17 protein-coding genes are annotated in these 16,626 nt (G+C 66.7%); 8 read left to right on the top strand and 9 right to left on the bottom strand.

Going from position 1 to position 16,626, the window contains the following annotated elements; all coding sequences use genetic code 11:
- Positions 1-3 precede the first annotated feature (3 nt).
- Positions 4-1,209 (top strand): RNA polymerase sigma factor, encoded by a 1,206-nt coding sequence (locus KYN89_RS13880; protein ID WP_248285322.1) that lies wholly within the window; start codon positions 4-6, stop codon positions 1,207-1,209.
- Here KYN89_RS13880 and KYN89_RS13875 read toward each other — a convergent pair.
- Genes KYN89_RS13875 through KYN89_RS13850 form a run of 6 tightly spaced genes read right to left on the bottom strand, consistent with a single transcriptional unit; the run spans position 1,206 to position 5,972 of the window.
- Positions 1,206-2,027, bottom strand: a complete 822-nt coding sequence (locus KYN89_RS13875) for a sterol desaturase family protein (RefSeq protein WP_222825647.1) — start codon at positions 2,025-2,027, stop codon at positions 1,206-1,208. The two genes, KYN89_RS13880 and KYN89_RS13875, sit on opposite strands and share 4 nt — an antisense overlap.
- A 54-nt stretch (positions 2,028-2,081) precedes the next feature.
- Positions 2,082-2,783, bottom strand: a complete 702-nt coding sequence (locus tag KYN89_RS13870) for a DUF2459 domain-containing protein (protein ID WP_248285300.1) — start codon at positions 2,781-2,783, stop codon at positions 2,082-2,084.
- A complete protein-coding gene (locus tag KYN89_RS13865) occupies positions 2,780-3,721 on the bottom strand; it encodes a 50S ribosomal protein L11 methyltransferase (RefSeq protein ID WP_222825645.1) in 942 nt (313 codons plus the stop codon). The genes KYN89_RS13870 and KYN89_RS13865 overlap by 4 nt, the downstream gene beginning before the upstream one ends.
- Entirely contained in the window at positions 3,711-4,328 is a 618-nt protein-coding gene (locus KYN89_RS13860) for a DUF6151 family protein (RefSeq protein WP_222825644.1), read from the bottom strand. The genes KYN89_RS13865 and KYN89_RS13860 overlap by 11 nt, the downstream gene beginning before the upstream one ends.
- Complete coding sequence (gene bla, locus KYN89_RS13855) at positions 4,325-5,272, bottom strand: subclass B3 metallo-beta-lactamase (RefSeq protein WP_222825643.1); 948 nt, start codon at positions 5,270-5,272, stop codon at positions 4,325-4,327. The genes KYN89_RS13860 and bla overlap by 4 nt, the downstream gene beginning before the upstream one ends.
- Complete coding sequence (locus KYN89_RS13850; RefSeq protein WP_222825642.1) at positions 5,262-5,972, bottom strand: SDR family NAD(P)-dependent oxidoreductase; 711 nt, start codon at positions 5,970-5,972, stop codon at positions 5,262-5,264. The genes bla and KYN89_RS13850 overlap by 11 nt, the downstream gene beginning before the upstream one ends.
- Before the next feature lie 170 nt (positions 5,973-6,142).
- Between KYN89_RS13850 and sdhC the strand changes: the two genes are divergently transcribed.
- The 6 genes from sdhC (at position 6,143) to KYN89_RS13820 (ending at position 11,916) form a co-directional block, all read left to right on the top strand.
- On the top strand, positions 6,143-6,523 hold the full coding sequence (gene sdhC, locus KYN89_RS13845) for a succinate dehydrogenase, cytochrome b556 subunit (RefSeq protein ID WP_029140636.1): 381 nt from the start codon (positions 6,143-6,145) through the stop codon (positions 6,521-6,523).
- 10 nt (positions 6,524-6,533) lie between these two features.
- Entirely contained in the window at positions 6,534-6,920 is a 387-nt protein-coding gene (gene sdhD, locus KYN89_RS13840) for a succinate dehydrogenase, hydrophobic membrane anchor protein (protein ID WP_054523901.1), read from the top strand.
- Positions 6,920-8,800: a succinate dehydrogenase flavoprotein subunit gene (gene sdhA, locus KYN89_RS13835; RefSeq protein ID WP_222825641.1), complete on the top strand. Its 1,881-nt coding sequence runs from the start codon at positions 6,920-6,922 to the stop codon at positions 8,798-8,800. Before sdhD ends, sdhA begins: the two co-directional genes overlap by 1 nt.
- A 56-nt stretch (positions 8,801-8,856) precedes the next feature.
- Positions 8,857-9,726: a glycoside hydrolase gene (locus tag KYN89_RS13830; RefSeq protein ID WP_222825640.1), complete on the top strand. Its 870-nt coding sequence runs from the start codon at positions 8,857-8,859 to the stop codon at positions 9,724-9,726.
- Between the two features lie 112 nt (positions 9,727-9,838).
- Positions 9,839-10,228, top strand: a complete 390-nt coding sequence (locus KYN89_RS13825) for a BlaI/MecI/CopY family transcriptional regulator (protein ID WP_222825639.1) — start codon at positions 9,839-9,841, stop codon at positions 10,226-10,228.
- Complete coding sequence (locus KYN89_RS13820) at positions 10,225-11,916, top strand: M56 family metallopeptidase (protein ID WP_222825638.1); 1,692 nt, start codon at positions 10,225-10,227, stop codon at positions 11,914-11,916. Before KYN89_RS13825 ends, KYN89_RS13820 begins: the two co-directional genes overlap by 4 nt.
- A gap of 73 nt (positions 11,917-11,989) precedes the next feature.
- Here the strand turns inward: KYN89_RS13820 and KYN89_RS13815 are convergent, their stop codons facing one another.
- From KYN89_RS13815 to ypfJ, 3 genes are all read right to left on the bottom strand, one after another.
- Positions 11,990-12,988 carry an LLM class flavin-dependent oxidoreductase gene (locus tag KYN89_RS13815; RefSeq protein WP_222825637.1) on the bottom strand — a complete coding sequence of 333 codons (999 nt, stop codon included), beginning with the start codon at positions 12,986-12,988 and terminating at the stop codon, positions 11,990-11,992.
- 79 nt (positions 12,989-13,067) lie between these two features.
- Positions 13,068-14,792, bottom strand: coding sequence for an ATP-dependent Clp protease proteolytic subunit (locus KYN89_RS13810; protein ID WP_222825636.1), 1,725 nt, complete (start codon positions 14,790-14,792; stop codon positions 13,068-13,070).
- 38 nt (positions 14,793-14,830) lie between these two features.
- Positions 14,831-15,715 (bottom strand): KPN_02809 family neutral zinc metallopeptidase, encoded by an 885-nt coding sequence (gene ypfJ / locus KYN89_RS13805; RefSeq protein ID WP_222825635.1) that lies wholly within the window; start codon positions 15,713-15,715, stop codon positions 14,831-14,833.
- Positions 15,716-15,850: 135 nt separating this feature from the next.
- Between ypfJ and KYN89_RS13800 the strand changes: the two genes are divergently transcribed.
- Entirely contained in the window at positions 15,851-16,609 is a 759-nt protein-coding gene (locus tag KYN89_RS13800) for a 3-hydroxybutyrate dehydrogenase (protein WP_222825634.1), read from the top strand.
- The last annotated feature ends 17 nt before the right edge of the window (positions 16,610-16,626 follow it).

Genomic DNA, 16,626 nt, shown 5'->3' with positions numbered 1-16,626 from the left:
TCGCTGGACCCGCTGGCAGACCTGCTCGCGGCTGCGCGGCCGAGGGTCGTCGCGGCCCTCGCCGCGCGGTTCCGCGATCTCGACCTGGCGGAGGACGCGTTCTCCGCCGCGTGCGAGGCGGCGCTGCGCGAGCCTGCGCCGATCCGCGACCCCGCCGCGTGGCTCTACGTCGCCGCGCGGCGGCGCGCGCTCGATGCACTGCGCAGGGCTGATCGAGAGGCGCGCGTGCTGGCGGACCAGCCGGAGCCGGACCCGGTGGGCGACGTCGTCCCGTTTCCAGAGCCGATCCCCGACGACCGGCTGCGGCTGCTGTTCACCTGCTGCCACCCGGCGCTCGCGCGCGAGGCGCGGATCGCACTGGCGCTGCGGGTCATCTGCGGTGTGTCGGTCGCGCGGATAGCGCGCGCCTTTCTCGTCGCAGAGCCCGCGATGTACCAGCGGCTGACCCGCGCCAAGGCCAAGATCAAGGCGGCCAATATTCCTTTCGAGACGCCACCGTCCCGCGAATGGCAATTCCGGGTCGGCACCGTACTGGAAACGCTGGAGACCGCGCTGGCGATCGCCTATCGCAATGCTGCGGGTACCGGGGAGACAGGCGGGCTCGCACCCGAGGTCGAGCGGCTGGCGGTGCTGCTGGCCGAGCTGATGCCGCAGGAGGCGGAGGCGCACGGCTTGCTCGCGCTGGTCTGCCTCGTGCGCTCTCGCGAGGCGGCGCGGGTGGATCGCGAAGGCACCATGGTTCCGCTGTCCGGACAGGACGTTGCGCAATGGGATATCGCGCGGATCGAGGCGGGGCGCACTGCGCTCGACCGGGCGACCGCGATCGGCAAGCCCGGTCCGCTTCAGGTGCAGGCGGCGATTCACCTGGTCCACTGCCTGCGGAGGGAGACGGGGCAAACCGATTGGGCTGCGATCCTCCGCCTCTACGATGTGCTTACCTTGATGCGTCCGACGCCGGTGGTCGCGGTCAACCGCGCACTGGCACTGGCGCGCGCGACCTCGGCCGAAGAGGGGCTGGCGGCGCTCGATGCGATCGAGACCGGACGGCTGACACAGTTCCTGCCGTTCCACGCGGTGCGGGCGGACCTGCTGGCGAGCTTGGGAAAAGTGGGAGAGGCGCGGGCAGAGTACGACGCGGCGCTGGCGCTCGATCCCGAACCGGCCGAAGCGCGCCTGCTGGCGGCACGCCGCGACGCGCTGGGATCTTAGGCCGGTGCGGCCCCGGCCTCGCGTGCCGCCCTGCGGGTGCGGGCGGTTACCTTGCGAAATTCCTCGCGATAGCGCGGATGCTCGGTTCCCATCCACCGGTCCCACCAGGTGAAATAAAGCCCGAAATTGGTGTTGCCCGAACTGTGGTGGAGGTCGTGGTGCGTGGTCGTGTTCCACCAGCCGGTCCAGCGGTTATCGACCCAGCCCGCCGGATACAGCTCCACGCCCAAGTGGCCGATCACGTTGCGGAAAATCATGTGCCACAGGAACAGGAACACCGCGAGACCGGTCATCGCGAAGCCCATCGTGCTGGTCGCGAGCATGAAGATCGGGATGAACAGCGCCTCGGTCACCGCCTCCCAGCTCGAGAAGGAGTAAGCCGTCCACGGCGTGGGCGTGCGCGACTTGTGATGATGCAGGTGCGTCGCGCGGAACAGGCGCTTGTGATGCAGCGCGCGGTGCATCCAGTAAAAATAGGCATCGTGCGCGATCACCATCAGCACGAACTGCCACGCGACGGTGAGCAGGGTGAAGGTTTCCAGCTTGATCTTCACCAGCCCGATCTCACGAAGGCCAAGCGTCAGAAAGGTGGTAAGCGCGAACACGAAGGACGTGCGCAGCGAAGACGCGATCTCGCGCGTGTAATCCTTGCGCGTCGCGCGGCGGGTCTGGATACGCTTGCGGGTCGCCCAGCTGCGGAACACCAGCAGCGCGATCGTGAAAAAGCCCGCCGCGACGAGATAGCGCTGCACGTCGAACACGACGACGCGGATCATGCGATCGGCAAAGACATCGAAAGCGGTCGGCAGGTCGATCATGGCTTACTGACACTAATGCAAGCAAGCCGCAGCGTCATCTGCTTTCTGATCGCATCAGGGCTGCGCCTCGCCCTGCGGGATCCACTTCATCACGCCACCGGCGAGCGGAGTCCATTGGCCCATCTCCACCCCCGCTGCCGCCAGCGCGTCTGCCACCCACTGGTTGCAGGTGTAGAAGGGGGTGTAGCGTCCGGCCGCGTCATAGATGCGCGCCCGAGGATCGAAACTGGTCAGGCTGATCCGGTCTTCGGGGTTCGCGATCGGCGGGAGGCCCGCCTCTATCCGGGCGACCAGCCGCGCATATTCCTGCTCGCGCAGGATCAGCCAGCGGTGGTTCGTATCCTCGGAGGGGCGATAATAGGTCGCCACCCGCATCACCGCCGGGCCGCCTCGGGTCGCGATCCGCAGAGCGGTGGCCGGCTTGAGATCGCCCCAGGTCGCCACCGTGCGGTACACTTCGCGGTCGCCCCAGCCGACCGAGATGTGGGTCGGCCGCATCCCGCTTCTCATCGGCTGGGCCGTGGAGGGGAAGGTCTCCCGCCAGTCCTTCACCGGGGTCGCGATCGGCATCACGATCCCGGTGTGGACGCCGTTGCTTTCGACCATGATCGGGATGCCGGTCTCGGTCTCGCTCCACCCGCCATTGCGCGGGATCGAGGAACCCGCCCATGCAGCGAGGAAGAAGCCTGCGATCAGCAGCGCGACCGCGCCGATCAGGCTGCCGAGCGTCCAGCCGAGCAGCCTGATCGCTCTCATCTGGCGGGCATCCGCAGGCACAGGATCGACCAGTCGCCATCGACGATTCGATGCTCGCGGCGCAGCCCCTGTTGCAGGTAGGCGCGCGTCACACGCGCCTCCTGCGTGGTCAGCAGACCGGCGAGAACGACATGGGCACCCGGCTGTACGGCGCGTGCGAAATCGGGCGCGAGCGTGATCAGCGGGCCGGCGAGGATATTGGCGATCAGCAGATCGTAGGGCGCGCGGGCCCTGAGCGCGGGATCGTCCATCCCCGGCGCGGTCACGTAATGCAGCGCGCCGGGCCGCTGGCCGAGCGGGACTGCGTTGCCGCGGGCATTCTCGCGAACGATCTCGTCGCACACCGGGTCGATGTCGCTGGCGATCACATTGGCGGTGGGGAACAGCTTGAGCGCACCGATCGCGAGCAGGCCGGTGCCGGTGCCGATATCGGCGATGTCACGCGGGTGAACGCCGCGCGCGCGCAGCCAGCCGAGCATTGCGAGGCATCCCGCAGTGGTCTCGTGCTGGCCGGTGCCGAAGGCGCGGCTGGCGGGGATGACGAGGTCGATTCCCTCGGGCGCAGCCGCGTGGTCGGGCGTGCGGATGTGGAACGGCCCCGCGCGGACCGGCTCGACCGCCTGCTGGCTGATCGTGACCCAGTCCTCGGGCTCGACCTTCTCCAGCGCGAAGTCCGGCGGGTTGCCGTCGAACATCGTGTCGAGCGTGGCACGCAGCGCGGCGTCGGGCTTGCGCGGATACCACGCCTCGATCCGCCACAGGCCGGCATTGATGGGATCGTAGCGGTCGGCTTCGACCTCGTGCGCGCTCATCACGAGATCGCTGTCCCACGCGTCCTCCACACTCGCCGCGAGTGCGGCCTCGGCGGCGGTGCGGTCGACCAGTGCGGTCAGCTTCCAGCTGATTCCGGCTTCTTCGGCGGTGATGTCAGCCGACATGGGCGGTCGTTTCCTTCGTAAGGCGCGTCGGGGTGGAGACAGGCTCCAGCGTTTCGGGATCGAACAGCGCGCTCCGGCGGCGGTCGCCAGAGACGATGTCCTTGACCATCCTGACGAAGAACCGCCGCATCAGCGTGTTCATCGAAAGGCGGCGGCCCGCCCCGGTACACGCCGGATCGTCATCGACAAAGAGGTGTCCGATCGGTTCCCCCAGCAGCCGCGTTCGCGCCCCGGCGTCGCAATTGCCGACCAGCGTGGTGACATAGGGAATTTTGCCATTCTTGTACGAGTTGAACAGCGGCGTGTCGCAACAGCCTGCGTACCAGCGCAGGGTCGCCTCTTCGGTCAGGTGGATGCACCGTAGCCGGTCGCGCCCACTCTCTATCCGCATCCGTGCGCAACGGCTCTGGTAGAGCGGTGTGCCAGCGTCCTGCTCGTCCATCACCCTGTCGCCCGCATCGAAGCGATTGGCGAAGGTCTGGCAATCGGTGCAGTGACAGACGACGAAATCGCCTTCGAGCGGGCCCGCCCTCTCGATCACCCCTTTCACCGCGCCGCAGCGGCAGGAGAAGGGCAGATCGGAACCCGAGCCAGCGCCGCCGGTCATTCGCCTTCTTTCGCCAGCCGCTCGTTCAGCCGTTTCTCGATCGCCTTCGCGTACTCGGCGCAAGCGGCCCCATCCAGCAATCCGCCATCTGTCATCCGGTCGAGCATTCCGCTTGCCGAGGGATGCGGCGTCGCGAGCAGGTCGCACGGCAGCTTGGCGACCCTGGCGATGCTGCGCCGGAAATCGGCGACGACCGCCGGGTGATCGGTGAAGCGGTAGTCGTCTGCCGAGACGGGGGAGAGGCTGTCGACATAGGCGACGCGGCGGCACACGGGCGGTTGCCACGGGAGGGAGCAGGCATTCCACGTCCAGCTCATCGCGCCCGGCGTGTGGCCGGGGGTGAGGTGCGCGGTGAATTCCTTGCCACCCAGTGTCAGCACCTCGCCATCGTTCACGATCCGGTCGACGTTCACCGGCGTCATCGCAGGGTGGATCGCGGCCTGCGGATCCTCCGCGCTTGCCTCGCCACTGGACAGAACCCGTGCCGCTATGGGCGAGGCGATCACCTTGGCCCCGGTCGCTTCGACGAGGGCTGCGTGCGCGCCCACATGGTCGAAATGCTCATGGCTCATCAGCAGATAGCCCACATCGCGCGGGTCGATGCCGAGCGCGCGGATATTGGCGAGGATCAGCGGTGCAGCATCCTCCACGCCGCTGTCGATCAGGATGTGCTCGCCATCGCCGATCACGAGGATCGCGGAAATGCCGCAGGTGCCGACATACCATGTGTCGCCGAGCAGCTCGAAGGGCGGGGCGGGTTTGTCCCACTCGTCCCAGTCTTCGCATTTTTCGAGAAACGCGGACTGCGGGAAGCTGGTGGCCATGTCCGGTGAGGAGACGACGTCGTGCGCCACAGGATCGGCGGTGGCGGGCGACTCGGGCGCAGGCGCGCAGCCGCCAGCGACAAGTGCCAGCGCCGCCAGCGCGGCAAGCCTAGCGGACATAGCTGGCCCCGTTGGCGTCGATCGTCGCGCCGGTCATCGAAGGAGGCGCTTCGAGCGCGCACCAGGTGGCGATGCTGGCGATTTCCTCCGGCTCGGCCACGCGGCCCAGTGGGATGTCGGCAAGCAGGCCCGGTCCGCCCCGGCTCTCAAGATAGTCCCCCGCCATCGAGGTGTCGGTAAAGCCCGGTGTCACCGCGAAGCTGTAGATGCCTTCGCTGGCGTAGGCGCGCGCGATGGTCTTGTGCAGCGCCAGCATCCCGCCCTTGGCCGCCGCATAGTGCCAGTGCGCGGGCGAATCGCCGCGGTGCCCGGCGCGGCTGGCGACATGGACGATCCGCCCTTCGCAGCCGCGTTCCTGCCAGTGGCGCACCGCGAAACGGCTGAGCTGCGCGGCGGCGGTCAGGTTGATCCGCAGCGTTTCCTCCCACGCATCGAGCCATTCGATGTCCGAGGTGTCGAGCGGGACTCCATCGAACAGCCCGGCATTGTTGATCAGCACGTCGATTGCGCCGTCGGTCTGCCGCAGCGCCTCTTCCCACAGCGTCGACGGTGCGGAAGGCTCTGTAAAGTCGGCGGCGATCTCGCCTTCTTCCATCCCTTGCGTGGAATGGCCGACCACGCGCACGCAGCGCGCCTCCAGCTGTTCGCGAATGGCGGCGCCGATCCCGCGGCTCGATCCTGTGACGAGAATGCCTGTCATGGAGCCACCTGTTAGGCCGATTGATGCGCGCGACCAAGCCCCGCGCTTGCGCTCACCCCATGGTCCGTGCTTTTGCACCCATGCTTTTGACTCGCTTGAACCTGACCGCGCATCCGCTAAGTGGAGGCGCAAGACCTACCGCACCGGCCAGATTGGACCCGCAAGCCACCATGTCGAACAGACCACTCTCTCCCCATCTCCAGATCTGGAAGTGGGGCCCGCACATGTTCACCTCGATCCTGCACCGCGTCACCGGTGACGGAATGGCGCTGGTCGGCCTCGCCGTGCTGCTGTGGTGGCTGGGCGCAATGGCCAGCGGGCCGGAGGCGTATGCAACCTTCTCCGCCGTTGCGACATCGATCCCCGGCTATATCGTGCTGGTCGGCCTGACCTGGGCCTTCTTCAGCCACATGATGAGCGGGCTGCGCCACTTCGTGCTCGATATCGGCGCGGGGTACGAGCTGACGATCAACAAGACCTGGTCGACGCTGGCCCCGATCCTCGGCGTCCTTCTGACCATCGCCTTCTGGGCGATCATCCTCCTCAAGTAAGGCATTTCCCATGGGTAACGGAACCTCCATCGGCCGCGTACGCGGCCTCGGCTCGGCCCACGAGGGCGCGCATCACTGGCTGCTCCAGCGGTTCACCGCGATCGGCAATCTGGTGCTGGTGCTGTTCCTGCTGGTCAGCTTCCTGCTGCTGCCCGCCTACGACTACGGCACGGTCACCGGCTGGCTCTCCTCGCCGATCGCGGCGGCGGCGCTGATCCTGCTGATCGTCAGCACGTTCTGGCACGCGCGGCTGGGCCTGCAGGTCCTGATCGAGGATTACATCCACGAAGGTGGCAGCCGCTTCGCGCTGATCGCCCTTCTCAATCTCGTGGCGGTGGCAGGGGCCGTGTTCGGCATCTTCTGCATCGCCAGCATCGCATTTGCAGGAGCCGCCTGATGGCCAGCCAGAACCCCAACGACACTGGCACCGACCGCCCGAAAAACGTGAGCGAAGCCTATCCGATCATCGACCATGATTTCGACGTGGTCGTCGTCGGCGCTGGCGGTTCGGGCCTGCGCGCGACGATGGGCGCGGCAGAGGCCGGCTTCAAGACCGCGAACATCTCCAAGGTCTTCCCCACGCGTTCGCACACCGTGGCGGCGCAGGGCGGCATCGCCGCCTCGCTGGGCAACAACACGCCCGACCACTGGACCTGGCACATGTACGACACCGTGAAGGGGTCTGACTGGCTGGGCGACCAGGACGCGATCGAATATCTCGCGCGCGAAGCCCCGCAGGCGGTGTACGAGCTCGAGCACGCAGGCGTGCCGTTTTCGCGCAACAAGGACGGTACGATCTATCAGCGTCCGTTCGGCGGCCACATGCAGAACATGGGCGAAGGCCCGCCGGTGCAGCGCACCTGCGCCGCGGCGGACCGTACGGGCCATGCGATGCTCCACGCGCTCTACCAGCAGAGCCTGAAGTACGACGCGGACTTCTTCATCGAATATTTCGCGATCGACCTGATCATGACGGGCGAGGGTGCCAACCGTCGCTGCGTCGGCGTGATCGCGATGTGCCTGGATGACGGCACGATCCACCGCTTCCGCGCGCATGCCGTGGTGCTGGCGACCGGCGGCTATGGCCGCTGCTACTACACCGCGACCTCGGCCCATACCTGCACCGGCGACGGTGGCGGCATGGTGCTGCGCGCAGGCCTGCCGCTGCAGGACATGGAATTCGTCCAGTTCCACCCGACCGGCATCTACGGCGCGGGCGTGCTGATCACCGAAGGCGCGCGCGGCGAGGGTGGCTACCTGACCAACTCCGAAGGCGAGCGGTTCATGGAACGCTATGCCCCCTCGGCCAAGGACTTGGCGTCGCGCGATGTCGTGTCCCGCTCGATGGCGCTGGAAATGCGTGAAGGCCGGGGCGTGGGCAAGGATGGCGACCACATCTACCTGCACCTCGATCACATCGATCCCAAGGTGCTGGCAGAGCGCCTGCCGGGCATTACCGAAAGCGGCAAGATCTTCGCCGGTGTCGACCTGACGCGCGAACCGCTCCCCGTGACGCCGACCGTCCACTACAACATGGGCGGCATCCCGACGAACTATCACGGCGAAGTCGTGACGCTGGGGCCGGACGGCAATCCCGACCACGTGGTGCCCGGGCTCTACGCTGCGGGCGAGGCGGGCTGCGTCTCGGTCCATGGCGCAAACCGCCTCGGCTCCAACTCGCTGATCGACCTTGTGGTGTTCGGCCGCGCGATCGGCCATCGTCTGGCCGAAACGATGAAGCCGGGCGCGAGCCATGATGCGCTTCCCGCCGACAGTGCCGATCTGGCGCTGACCCGGCTCGACCACTTCCGCAATGCCAAGGGCAGCCTGCCGACCGCGCGGATTCGCGAAGACATGCAGAAGACCATGCAGAAGCATGCTGCCGTGTTCCGCGACACCGAAACGCTCGCGGCGGGCAAGAAGCACCTTGCCGAGGTCAACGCCTCGATGCAGGACATCCACGTCTCCGACCGCTCGCTGATCTGGAACAGCGATCTTGTTGAGACGCTGGAGCTCGACAACCTGATGGCTCAGGCCAGCGTCACCATGACCAGCGCCGACAACCGCAAGGAAAGCCGCGGCGCCCACGCGCACGAGGACTTCCCCGACCGCAACGATGCCGAGTGGATGAAGCACACGGTGACCTGGTTCGACGGCTGGGGCGGCGGTGCCAAGGGTTCGGGCAAGGGCGATATGAAGATCGATTACCGCCCGGTGCACGAATATACGCTGACCGACGATATCGAGTACATCAAGCCGAAGAAGCGGGTGTACTAATTGAGACGGCGGGCGGTTTCGCCCGCCGTTCATTTTTGCGGATGTAGCCTGGCAGAATGAGCCTCCGCTTCCTCGCAATCGCCAGCGTCGCGACCTTGACCGCATGCGCGAGCGTGGCCGCCTCACCCCCGCCTTCCGCGCTGGGCATTCCCGATTTCTACACGCAGTACCGCGATGCGGACGGCATCCCCGTGGTCTCCTCCGGCGTCGTGTCCGAAGATGCGATGGTCGCTGCCGAGGCGATGATCGAGGATATGCTCGCCTTCCGGCCCGACCTGGCCAAATGGCTGCACGACAACGGCTATCGCGTCGCGATCATCGCCGAGACCGAGGCGCTGCTCGACCTGCCCGAGAATGCGCACTGGACAAAGCCGGCTCCCGACGATCCGCGCCTGACTCGGTGCGAGAAGAAGCATTATGACGAGCGGATCGGGCGGCTGACCGACCGCGCCTATTGGGATGCGCGCGCACGCGGGATCGGCGGGCAGCATACAGTCGGCTCCGAAGAGGATGTCCTCGGCCTGCCGACCAGCCGCTATTACGGTGAGACCATTCTGGTTCACGAATTCGCGCACAACATCCTGTTCGCCATCCAGGGCACGGACCCCGATCTCTACGACCAGGTCGAGGCGGCGTATGCCAATGCGCAGGCCAACAAACTGTGGTTCGAAGAATACAACATGACCACGGTTCAGGAATATTGGGCCGAAGGGACGCAGTTCTGGTTCGATTCGAACCGGCTGCAGGTCTTCGACGGGCGCCGGATTCTGGGGCATCGGGATCTGGAAGCCTATGATCCGCAGCTCGCCGCCGCCTTGCGCGCCGCCTATGGCGACCGGCACCGGCTGGCGGCCGATCCTTTCTGGATGAGCGATGCGCGCGTGCCGCCGGGCCCGATTCCGGAGAACACCGCAGAAGTCTGCTGATCGCTTGTCCGGGCGAGGGCAAAGCGCCTCACGAACCGTTCATCCACCGCTCATGTTTACATCCGTAGTCGTTACGGCTACAGATGTAAACGGATGAGGAGGGAGACGGTCGATGTCCGATTCGAAAGACGACAAGGGCGAACGCATCAGCGAGGCTGAGCACGCGATCATGGAGGTGATCTGGGATCGCCACCCGGTCAGCGCGACGGATGTGTGCAATCAGGTCTGCGAAGCGCGCGGCTGGTCCATGCCGACGGTCAAAACGCTGCTCTCGCGGCTGGTGAGCAAGGGCGCTCTGGCGACCGAGCCCGATGGTCGCCGGTTCCTCTACACCCCGCTGATCGAGCGCGCGGATTATGTCGGCGGCGAATCGCGGCGGCTGGTCGACCGGCTGTTCGGCGGGCGCGCGGCGTCCCTGTTTGCCCACCTGGCCGAGAGCGAGGCGCTGACCGACGAGGATCTCGGCGAGATCGAACGCCTGTTGAAGGAGATGCGCAAATGAGCATCGATCTGCAGGATTTCGCCTTCGACACGCTGCTGTGGACCGGCGCGCTCGTCGCCGCAGTGCTCGTGCTGCGCCGTCCGGTGTCGCGCCATTTCGGGGCCCATGCGGCCTATGCGCTGTGGGCGCTGCCTTTCTTCAGGCTCCTGCTGCCACCTATCGTTCTGCCGTCTTGGCTTGCTCCGTCATCCGCGCCTGCCGCGCTGCCGGTCGTGGGGCTCGACGTGCCGGCTGAAGTCGGCGGTCGTGGGCTGCTGCTGCAACCCATGGTGGCGAGCGAGCCGACCACCGACTGGGCGCTGATCGGAATGGTGGTGTGGCTGACCGGAGTGCTGGTCTTCCTGATCCGCCGCTACACGCTCTATTTCGCCATGCGCCGCCAGCTTCTGCGGGCGAGCATCGGCGTCGGCACGCGCGGCAGCGTGCGGCTGATCGAATCGCCTGCCACCGCATCGCCGGTCGCGTTCGGGGTGTTCGACAAGGTGATCGCGCTGCCCGAAGGCTTCATGGCCGATACCGAGCAGACCCGCCGCGATCTCGCGCTGGAGCACGAGCTGGCGCACCACCGCGCGCATGACCTGCTGGTCAACGCACTGGTTCAGCCGCTGTTCGCGCTGCACTGGTTCAACCCGCTCGGCTGGGTCGGCTGGCGTGCGATGCGGCGCGATCAGGAAGCGGCATGCGATGCCCGTGTCGTCGCCCGCTGCGATGCGCGCCGGCGCGAAGCCTACGCAACCACCATCGCGTCCTTCGCGACCCGCAGCGACAGGCGCGCCAGCCTGGCGCTCGCCGCGCCGATGGCGTGCCCGGTGCTGGGGGACAAATCGATTATCCACCGTCTGAGGAGCCTGACCATGTCCGATATTTCCCCGCGTCGGCGGATTGCCGCACGCACGCTGATGATCGGCGCGCTTGCCGCCGTGCCGCTGACCGCATCGATCTCCTATGCAGAGGCGCTGGGCGTGCCCGAGGCTCCTGCGGCACCGCTCGCCCCGGTAGCGCCGGTGGCACCGCTCGCCCCCGTGGCTCCGGCTGCGCCAGATGCGCCTGCCGCGCCGGAGGCACCCGCCGCACCGGAAGCGCCCGCTGTCTTCGTGCTCTCTGACGGAGACGATGGCGATGACGCAGAGCGTGTGGTCCGGGTCGAACGCAAGGTGACGACCGACGACTCTGGCAAGCGCACCAAGCGGACCACCTACACCGTCAATGGTCGACCCGCGACGCCAGAGGAGCGGGCCAGGATCGAAGCCGGGCTCGACAGCCTGCGCGATGCAAGGGTCGATACCGACCGCATGCAGCGCGAGCTGCGGAGCGAGATGGAGCTTCTGCGCAAGCGGCTCGGCGAAAATGGCGATCTGCGCAAGCAGCTGGATGAGATGCGCCGGAGCCTTGGCGAGAGCGGCATGATCGAGCGCGAGACCCGCCTCGCGCTCGCCCAGGCCGCTGCCGAGATGCCCGAATTCACCTTCGCCTGCGACGGGAGTGGCCAGAGCGTGAGCGAGCGCGTCGGGCCCGATGGCAAGAAGGTGATGGTGTTCTGTCGCACCGCCATGATGGCGAGCGCGAAAGACGCGATCGCCAGCGCCCGCCGCGAGATCGAGAGCGATCGCGATCTGTCGCGGCGAGAGCGTACCGAGGCGCTGCGCGCGCTCGACGAGGCGATGCGCGAAGTGGGCAGGACAAACTGACGCTGGGAGCAGCATCAGTGAGGGCGGTGCACGTTTTCCCCCGGACGTGCGCCGCCCGCTTGTTTTTCTAGGGTCAGGCGGCGGCGGGTTCGCCCGCAAAGGCCTCTGCTGCCAGTGCCAGGCTGCGCTTGCGCGCCTCGTGGTCGTAGATCGACCCGGCGATGATAAGTTCGTCCGCCTGGGTGCGCTCCACGAAGGCATTCATCTGTTCGCGCACCTGATCGCGCGTGCCGATCGCAATGGCCGAGAGCACGCCATCGAGCATGTTCGAAAGCTGCGGCGGCAGGCTTTCGCGATAGCCTTCGACGGGGGGCGGCAGCTTGCCCGGCTGGCCGGTCCGCAGCCGAACGAAGCTCTGCTGCATCGAACTGGCGAGCAGCTGCGCCTCCTCCTCGGTATCGGCGGCGAAGACGTTGTAGCCGCAGATCGCATAGGGCTCGCTCAGCACGGCGGACGGTTCGAACCGGTCGCGGTAGATCTTCAGCGCGTCATCCAGCGCCTGCGGCGCGAAGTGGCTGGCAAAGGCGTAGGGCAGGCCCAGCATCGCGGCGACCTGCGCGCCGAACAGGCTGGAGCCGAGGATATAGAGCTGCACATCGGCACCGGCACCTGGCGTCGCCCTGATGCCGGTGCGCCCGTCATCGGCGAAATAGCTCTGCAGCTCGACCACGTCGCGCGGGAAGGCATCGGGATTGCTGTCGAGATTGCGGCGCAGCGCAGCGGCAACCCGCTGGTCGCTGCCCGGCGCGCGGCCGAGCCCCAGATCGATCCGGCCCGGATACAGCGCGTCGAGCGTGCCGAACTGCTCTGCGATCACCAGCGGAGAATGGTTGGGCAGCATGATCCCGCCCGCGCCGACGCGGATTTTTTCGGTCCCCGCAGCGACATGGCCGATCACCACGGATGTCGCCGCACTGGCGATCCCTTCCATCCCGTGATGCTCCGCGCACCAGTATCGCTCGAACCCAAGCGCTTCGGCATGGCGGGCCATGTCGACGGCATTGGCGAGCGAGCGGCGGACATCGCCACCTTCGGTGACGTGGAGGAGGTCGAGCAGGGAGAGTTTTGTCATGCAGCCCAAGATGGCGCCGGGGCGCCGAAAAGCAAACTTGTGCCTGCGTAGATTTGCTTTGCGCCGGGACAGCCGATGCTCAGACGACCTCGGCGATCAGGCCCATGGCCTTGGCCTCGCTGGCGGTGATATACCAGTCGCCCGGCGCCTTTTCGCGCAGTTCCTGCACGCTGACATTGGACCCTTCGGAGATCGCGCGGAAATCGTCGTCTTCCTGATCGATCTCGCGCTGGATCTCGCGCCGGGCATGTTCCAGCTGGCTCGCCACGCTGCGCAGCGATCCGCCCGCCAGGTGGATCGGCTGCGCGCGCTTGTTCTCGGTAATCAGCAGCTTGGTCGCGCGGGTGAGGTAGCGCTGGCCGACGGGAAAGGCGGCCATGAACAGCACGCCTGCGGAATAGACCGCGGTCTTGCCCAGGAAGATGATCTCGCGCCGCCCGCGATCGCGCAACAGGCGGATATCCTCGGCCATGCTGCGGGCGATTTCGGGATCGCCGTCCATCGTGGTCAGCGCGATCACGATCGGCCCGCCCGGTGCCTGTTCGGACAGCATCTCGCTGAACTCGGCATACATCGCGGCATCCATCGTGCCGTAAAGGCGGATCCCGGGGCTGGCGAGCGACTGCGAGGCGGGTTGGGTTGCCGGATTGCGCGGGTCGGCAGGAATGATCTCGACCTGCTGGCGATGCTCCGGCTGTGGCTCGGGGGGAGGGGGGGAGGGCTGGTCGCTTTCGGCTGTGGAGGGGCCTTCCTCCTGCGGTTCCTCCTCGCTGGACGCCTTGGGAAGCACGGCGGCGACGGCAGGCGCGGCAACGGCGGCAGCGGACGCCCATTTGCGACCGCCATTTTCGTCGCCGTCGTTCTCATCTTCGGACCGCTGCTCTGCCTCGGCATCGGGCGCGTCCTGCACCAGCGGCTCTTCGCTTAATGGGAGCGGGATGGCGGAGCGGTTCTCGGCGGGCTCGGGACGGTCTTCGTTACCGCCGTCCTTATCACCGCCTTCCTCGTCATCGCGGTCGAAGAAACGGTCCTTGACCGCCATCGCGCCCGCTGCGGTCGCGGCGGCGGCGGCGCCGACACCCGCGACCTTCAGTGCGGTGCCCTGCCAATCGTCGAGGTCGAACCACTCGTCGTCGTCGTCCTCTTTCGCGTCTGCCGGCATGGGCGTGGCAGAGGCCTCCACCGCTTCAGCTGGCACGGTCTCCGCCCGCTCCGGGCTGGGCGCGGGGGGCGGTGGCTCGGGCTGAGGGTCATCGTCCCACGTGACCGCCGCGGCGCTCAGTTCCATTGCCTCTTCGGGCTCGGGCTCAGGCTCGGGTTCAGGCTCTGGGGCGGAGGCGCGGGCGGGTTCGTATTTCGGCTCGATCGCAGGGTCTTCGGGCGGGGCGGAGGCGGGCTGGTAGTCGTAGTCCTCCTTTTGCAGCGGCGCTGCGGCAGGTTGGGGGAACTGCTCTTCAGCATCTCCGGCATTGCGCGCTGGCGCCCGGGCAGGCTCGAAATCGGGCGCGTCGCTGCTGCCTTCGGGCCTGCGATAGACCGCCGGTTCGGGCAGGTCGGTATCGCGCGCCGCGCGGTTGCGGGCAGTCGCGCGAGAGGCCCTTTCGGGCGTGCCCTGATCGGCCTGTGCGCGCTTGCCCTGATAGATCGCAGGCCCGCTCGCCTCGCCATCCTCTTCGCCGCCATTGCCGGTCACCTCGCGCACCAGGGCCATCGCCATGCCGGGAAGGTCGCCGCGCTTCTGCCCGTCGCGCACGATCGTCTGCAGACGCTGGATCAGCGTGATCAGGTTACGGATGAAGTCCATGGCGTTGTCGGCCTGCCCCCCTCTTGGCAGTATCGCGCCTAGAACGACTCGGGCGCGAAATAGCGGTCGCAAGTGGTATCATCGCCGCTTCTCATGCCGAGTCGCAATGCTTCCATGCGCTGTTCGCTGGTACCGTGGGTAAAGTTCTCGGGCGAGACCCTGCCGCCCATGCGTTCCGAAATGGCATCGTCGCCGATGGCGGAGGCGGCTTCCATGCCTTCCTCGAAATCGCCGGGGTCGATCAGGTTGCGGTTCTTGCCCGCCCACACGCCCGCGTAGCAATCGGCCTGCAGCTCCATGCGCACCTGCAACTGGTTGGCATCGCGCGGATTGCGCTGTTGCAGGCTGCGTACCTGGCTGGCGAGCCCGGTCAGGTTCTGGATGTGATGGCCATATTCGTGCGCGACGACATAGAGCCGCGCGAAGTCTCCGCCCGCGCCAAGCTGGTTCTTCATCGTGTCGTAGAAGCTCGTGTCGAGGTAGATGCCCCCGTCGCGCGGGCAGTAGAACGGGCCGACTGCCGAGGTCGCGCTGCCGCAGCCTTCCGTGTTCACATTATTGACGAAGAGCTTGAGGAAGGGCTCGCGAAACTCGACATTGGCCTGCGCGAAGACCGGCTCCCACGTGGCATTGAGCGACTGGAGCGCGTTGCATGCCTCGGTCGAATAGGCGTTTTCCGTGCACAGCTGCTCTTCGGTCATGTTCGCGCGTGTACCGTCCGCCTGCTTGCTGCCGCTGGTCGCCTGATCGACGCTATCGAAGACCGCGATTGTCTGGCCGAGATCGGTACCGAACAGCAGCGAGACGATCCCGGCGATGATGATCGTGCCGCAGCCCAGCTGACCTGCACCGCCACCGGGGAAGCGGCTGCCACCGCCGCCGCGCACATCGATATTGTCGGTGTTGAATGGATTGAGCCGCATCGCGCTTGTCCCCCCTGTCTTCTCCCCGCGCGCATTACGAAGAAAAACCCTTGCAATGTGCGCCTGCCAGCGGAACCACGGCACCCAGGCGGCGATTGGCTCCATACGCAGTGCTTAATACACGAAAGGCTAGCGATGTTCCTCGAAGGTAAGAAGGCTCTTATTACCGGATCGACCTCCGGCATCGGACTGGCGGTCGCGCGCGCATTGCATGCTGAGGGCGCGGCGATGATCCTCAACGGCTTCGGGGACGAAAGCGAGATCGCGGAGCTGCGCAAGGAACTGGGCGGGGCCTACTATTTCGACAGCGACCTGACAGATGTCTCCGCGATCGAGGAGATGATGGAGCAGGCCGGCGGGGTCGACATCCTGGTCAATAATGCGGGGATGCAGCATGTCAGCCCGGTCGAGGAATTCCCGGTCGACAAGTGGGACAAGATCATCGCCCTTAACCTGTCCGCCGCCTTCCACACCATCCGCCTGGCAGTGCCGCACATGAAGGAACGCGGCTGGGGGCGGATCATCAACACCGCCAGCGCGCACTCGCTGGTCGCCTCGCCCTACAAGTCGGCTTACGTGGCGGCCAAGCACGGGATTGCCGGGCTGACCAAGACGGTCGCGCTGGAGCTCGCGACCAGCGGAGTCACGGTCAATTGCATCAGTCCCGGCTATGTCTGGACCCCGCTGGTCGAGAACCAGATCCCCGACACGATGAAGGCCCGCGGGATGAGCCGCGAGGAAGTGATCGACCAGGTGCTGCTAGCCAAGCAGCCGACCAAGAAGTTCGTCCAGCCGGAAGATATCGGCGAGATGGCGGTGTTCCTGTGCCGCGATTCGATGGCCAACGTGAACGGCGCGAACTGGAGCGTCGATGGCGGCTGGACCGCCGACTAGGTCATGAGATTTGGGGC

Origin of the sequence: Alteriqipengyuania abyssalis, assembly GCF_019857185.1 — a bacterium.
Classification (GTDB): Bacteria; Pseudomonadota; Alphaproteobacteria; order Sphingomonadales; family Sphingomonadaceae; genus Alteriqipengyuania; species Alteriqipengyuania abyssalis.
The sequence above is the reverse complement of the archived record's forward strand: the minus strand, read 5'-3'. Positions and strand labels throughout refer to the sequence as shown.

What these genes read in the sequence shown, in the direction of transcription:
- KYN89_RS13810 (WP_222825636.1), bottom strand. Translation starts at nt 14,792, where the DNA reads ATGGACTTCATCCGTAACCTGATCACGCTGATCCAGCGTCTGCAGACG.
- sdhA (WP_222825641.1), top strand. Translation starts at nt 6,920, where the DNA reads ATGGCCAGCCAGAACCCCAACGACACTGGCACCGACCGCCCGAAAAAC.
- bla (WP_222825643.1), bottom strand. Translation starts at nt 5,272, where the DNA reads ATGTCCGCTAGGCTTGCCGCGCTGGCGGCGCTGGCACTTGTCGCTGGC.
- KYN89_RS13850 (WP_222825642.1), bottom strand. Translation starts at nt 5,972, where the DNA reads ATGACAGGCATTCTCGTCACAGGATCGAGCCGCGGGATCGGCGCCGCC.
- KYN89_RS13870 (WP_248285300.1), bottom strand. Translation starts at nt 2,783, where the DNA reads ATGAGAGCGATCAGGCTGCTCGGCTGGACGCTCGGCAGCCTGATCGGC.
- KYN89_RS13875 (WP_222825647.1), bottom strand. Translation starts at nt 2,027, where the DNA reads ATGATCGACCTGCCGACCGCTTTCGATGTCTTTGCCGATCGCATGATC.
- KYN89_RS13800 (WP_222825634.1), top strand. Translation starts at nt 15,851, where the DNA reads ATGTTCCTCGAAGGTAAGAAGGCTCTTATTACCGGATCGACCTCCGGC.
- KYN89_RS13820 (WP_222825638.1), top strand. Translation starts at nt 10,225, where the DNA reads ATGAGCATCGATCTGCAGGATTTCGCCTTCGACACGCTGCTGTGGACC.
- KYN89_RS13830 (WP_222825640.1), top strand. Translation starts at nt 8,857, where the DNA reads ATGAGCCTCCGCTTCCTCGCAATCGCCAGCGTCGCGACCTTGACCGCA.
- KYN89_RS13860 (WP_222825644.1), bottom strand. Translation starts at nt 4,328, where the DNA reads ATGACCGGCGGCGCTGGCTCGGGTTCCGATCTGCCCTTCTCCTGCCGC.
- sdhC (WP_029140636.1), top strand. Translation starts at nt 6,143, where the DNA reads ATGTCGAACAGACCACTCTCTCCCCATCTCCAGATCTGGAAGTGGGGC.
- sdhD (WP_054523901.1), top strand. Translation starts at nt 6,534, where the DNA reads ATGGGTAACGGAACCTCCATCGGCCGCGTACGCGGCCTCGGCTCGGCC.
- ypfJ (WP_222825635.1), bottom strand. Translation starts at nt 15,715, where the DNA reads ATGCGGCTCAATCCATTCAACACCGACAATATCGATGTGCGCGGCGGC.
- KYN89_RS13815 (WP_222825637.1), bottom strand. Translation starts at nt 12,988, where the DNA reads ATGACAAAACTCTCCCTGCTCGACCTCCTCCACGTCACCGAAGGTGGC.
- KYN89_RS13865 (WP_222825645.1), bottom strand. Translation starts at nt 3,721, where the DNA reads ATGTCGGCTGACATCACCGCCGAAGAAGCCGGAATCAGCTGGAAGCTG.
- KYN89_RS13825 (WP_222825639.1), top strand. Translation starts at nt 9,839, where the DNA reads ATGTCCGATTCGAAAGACGACAAGGGCGAACGCATCAGCGAGGCTGAG.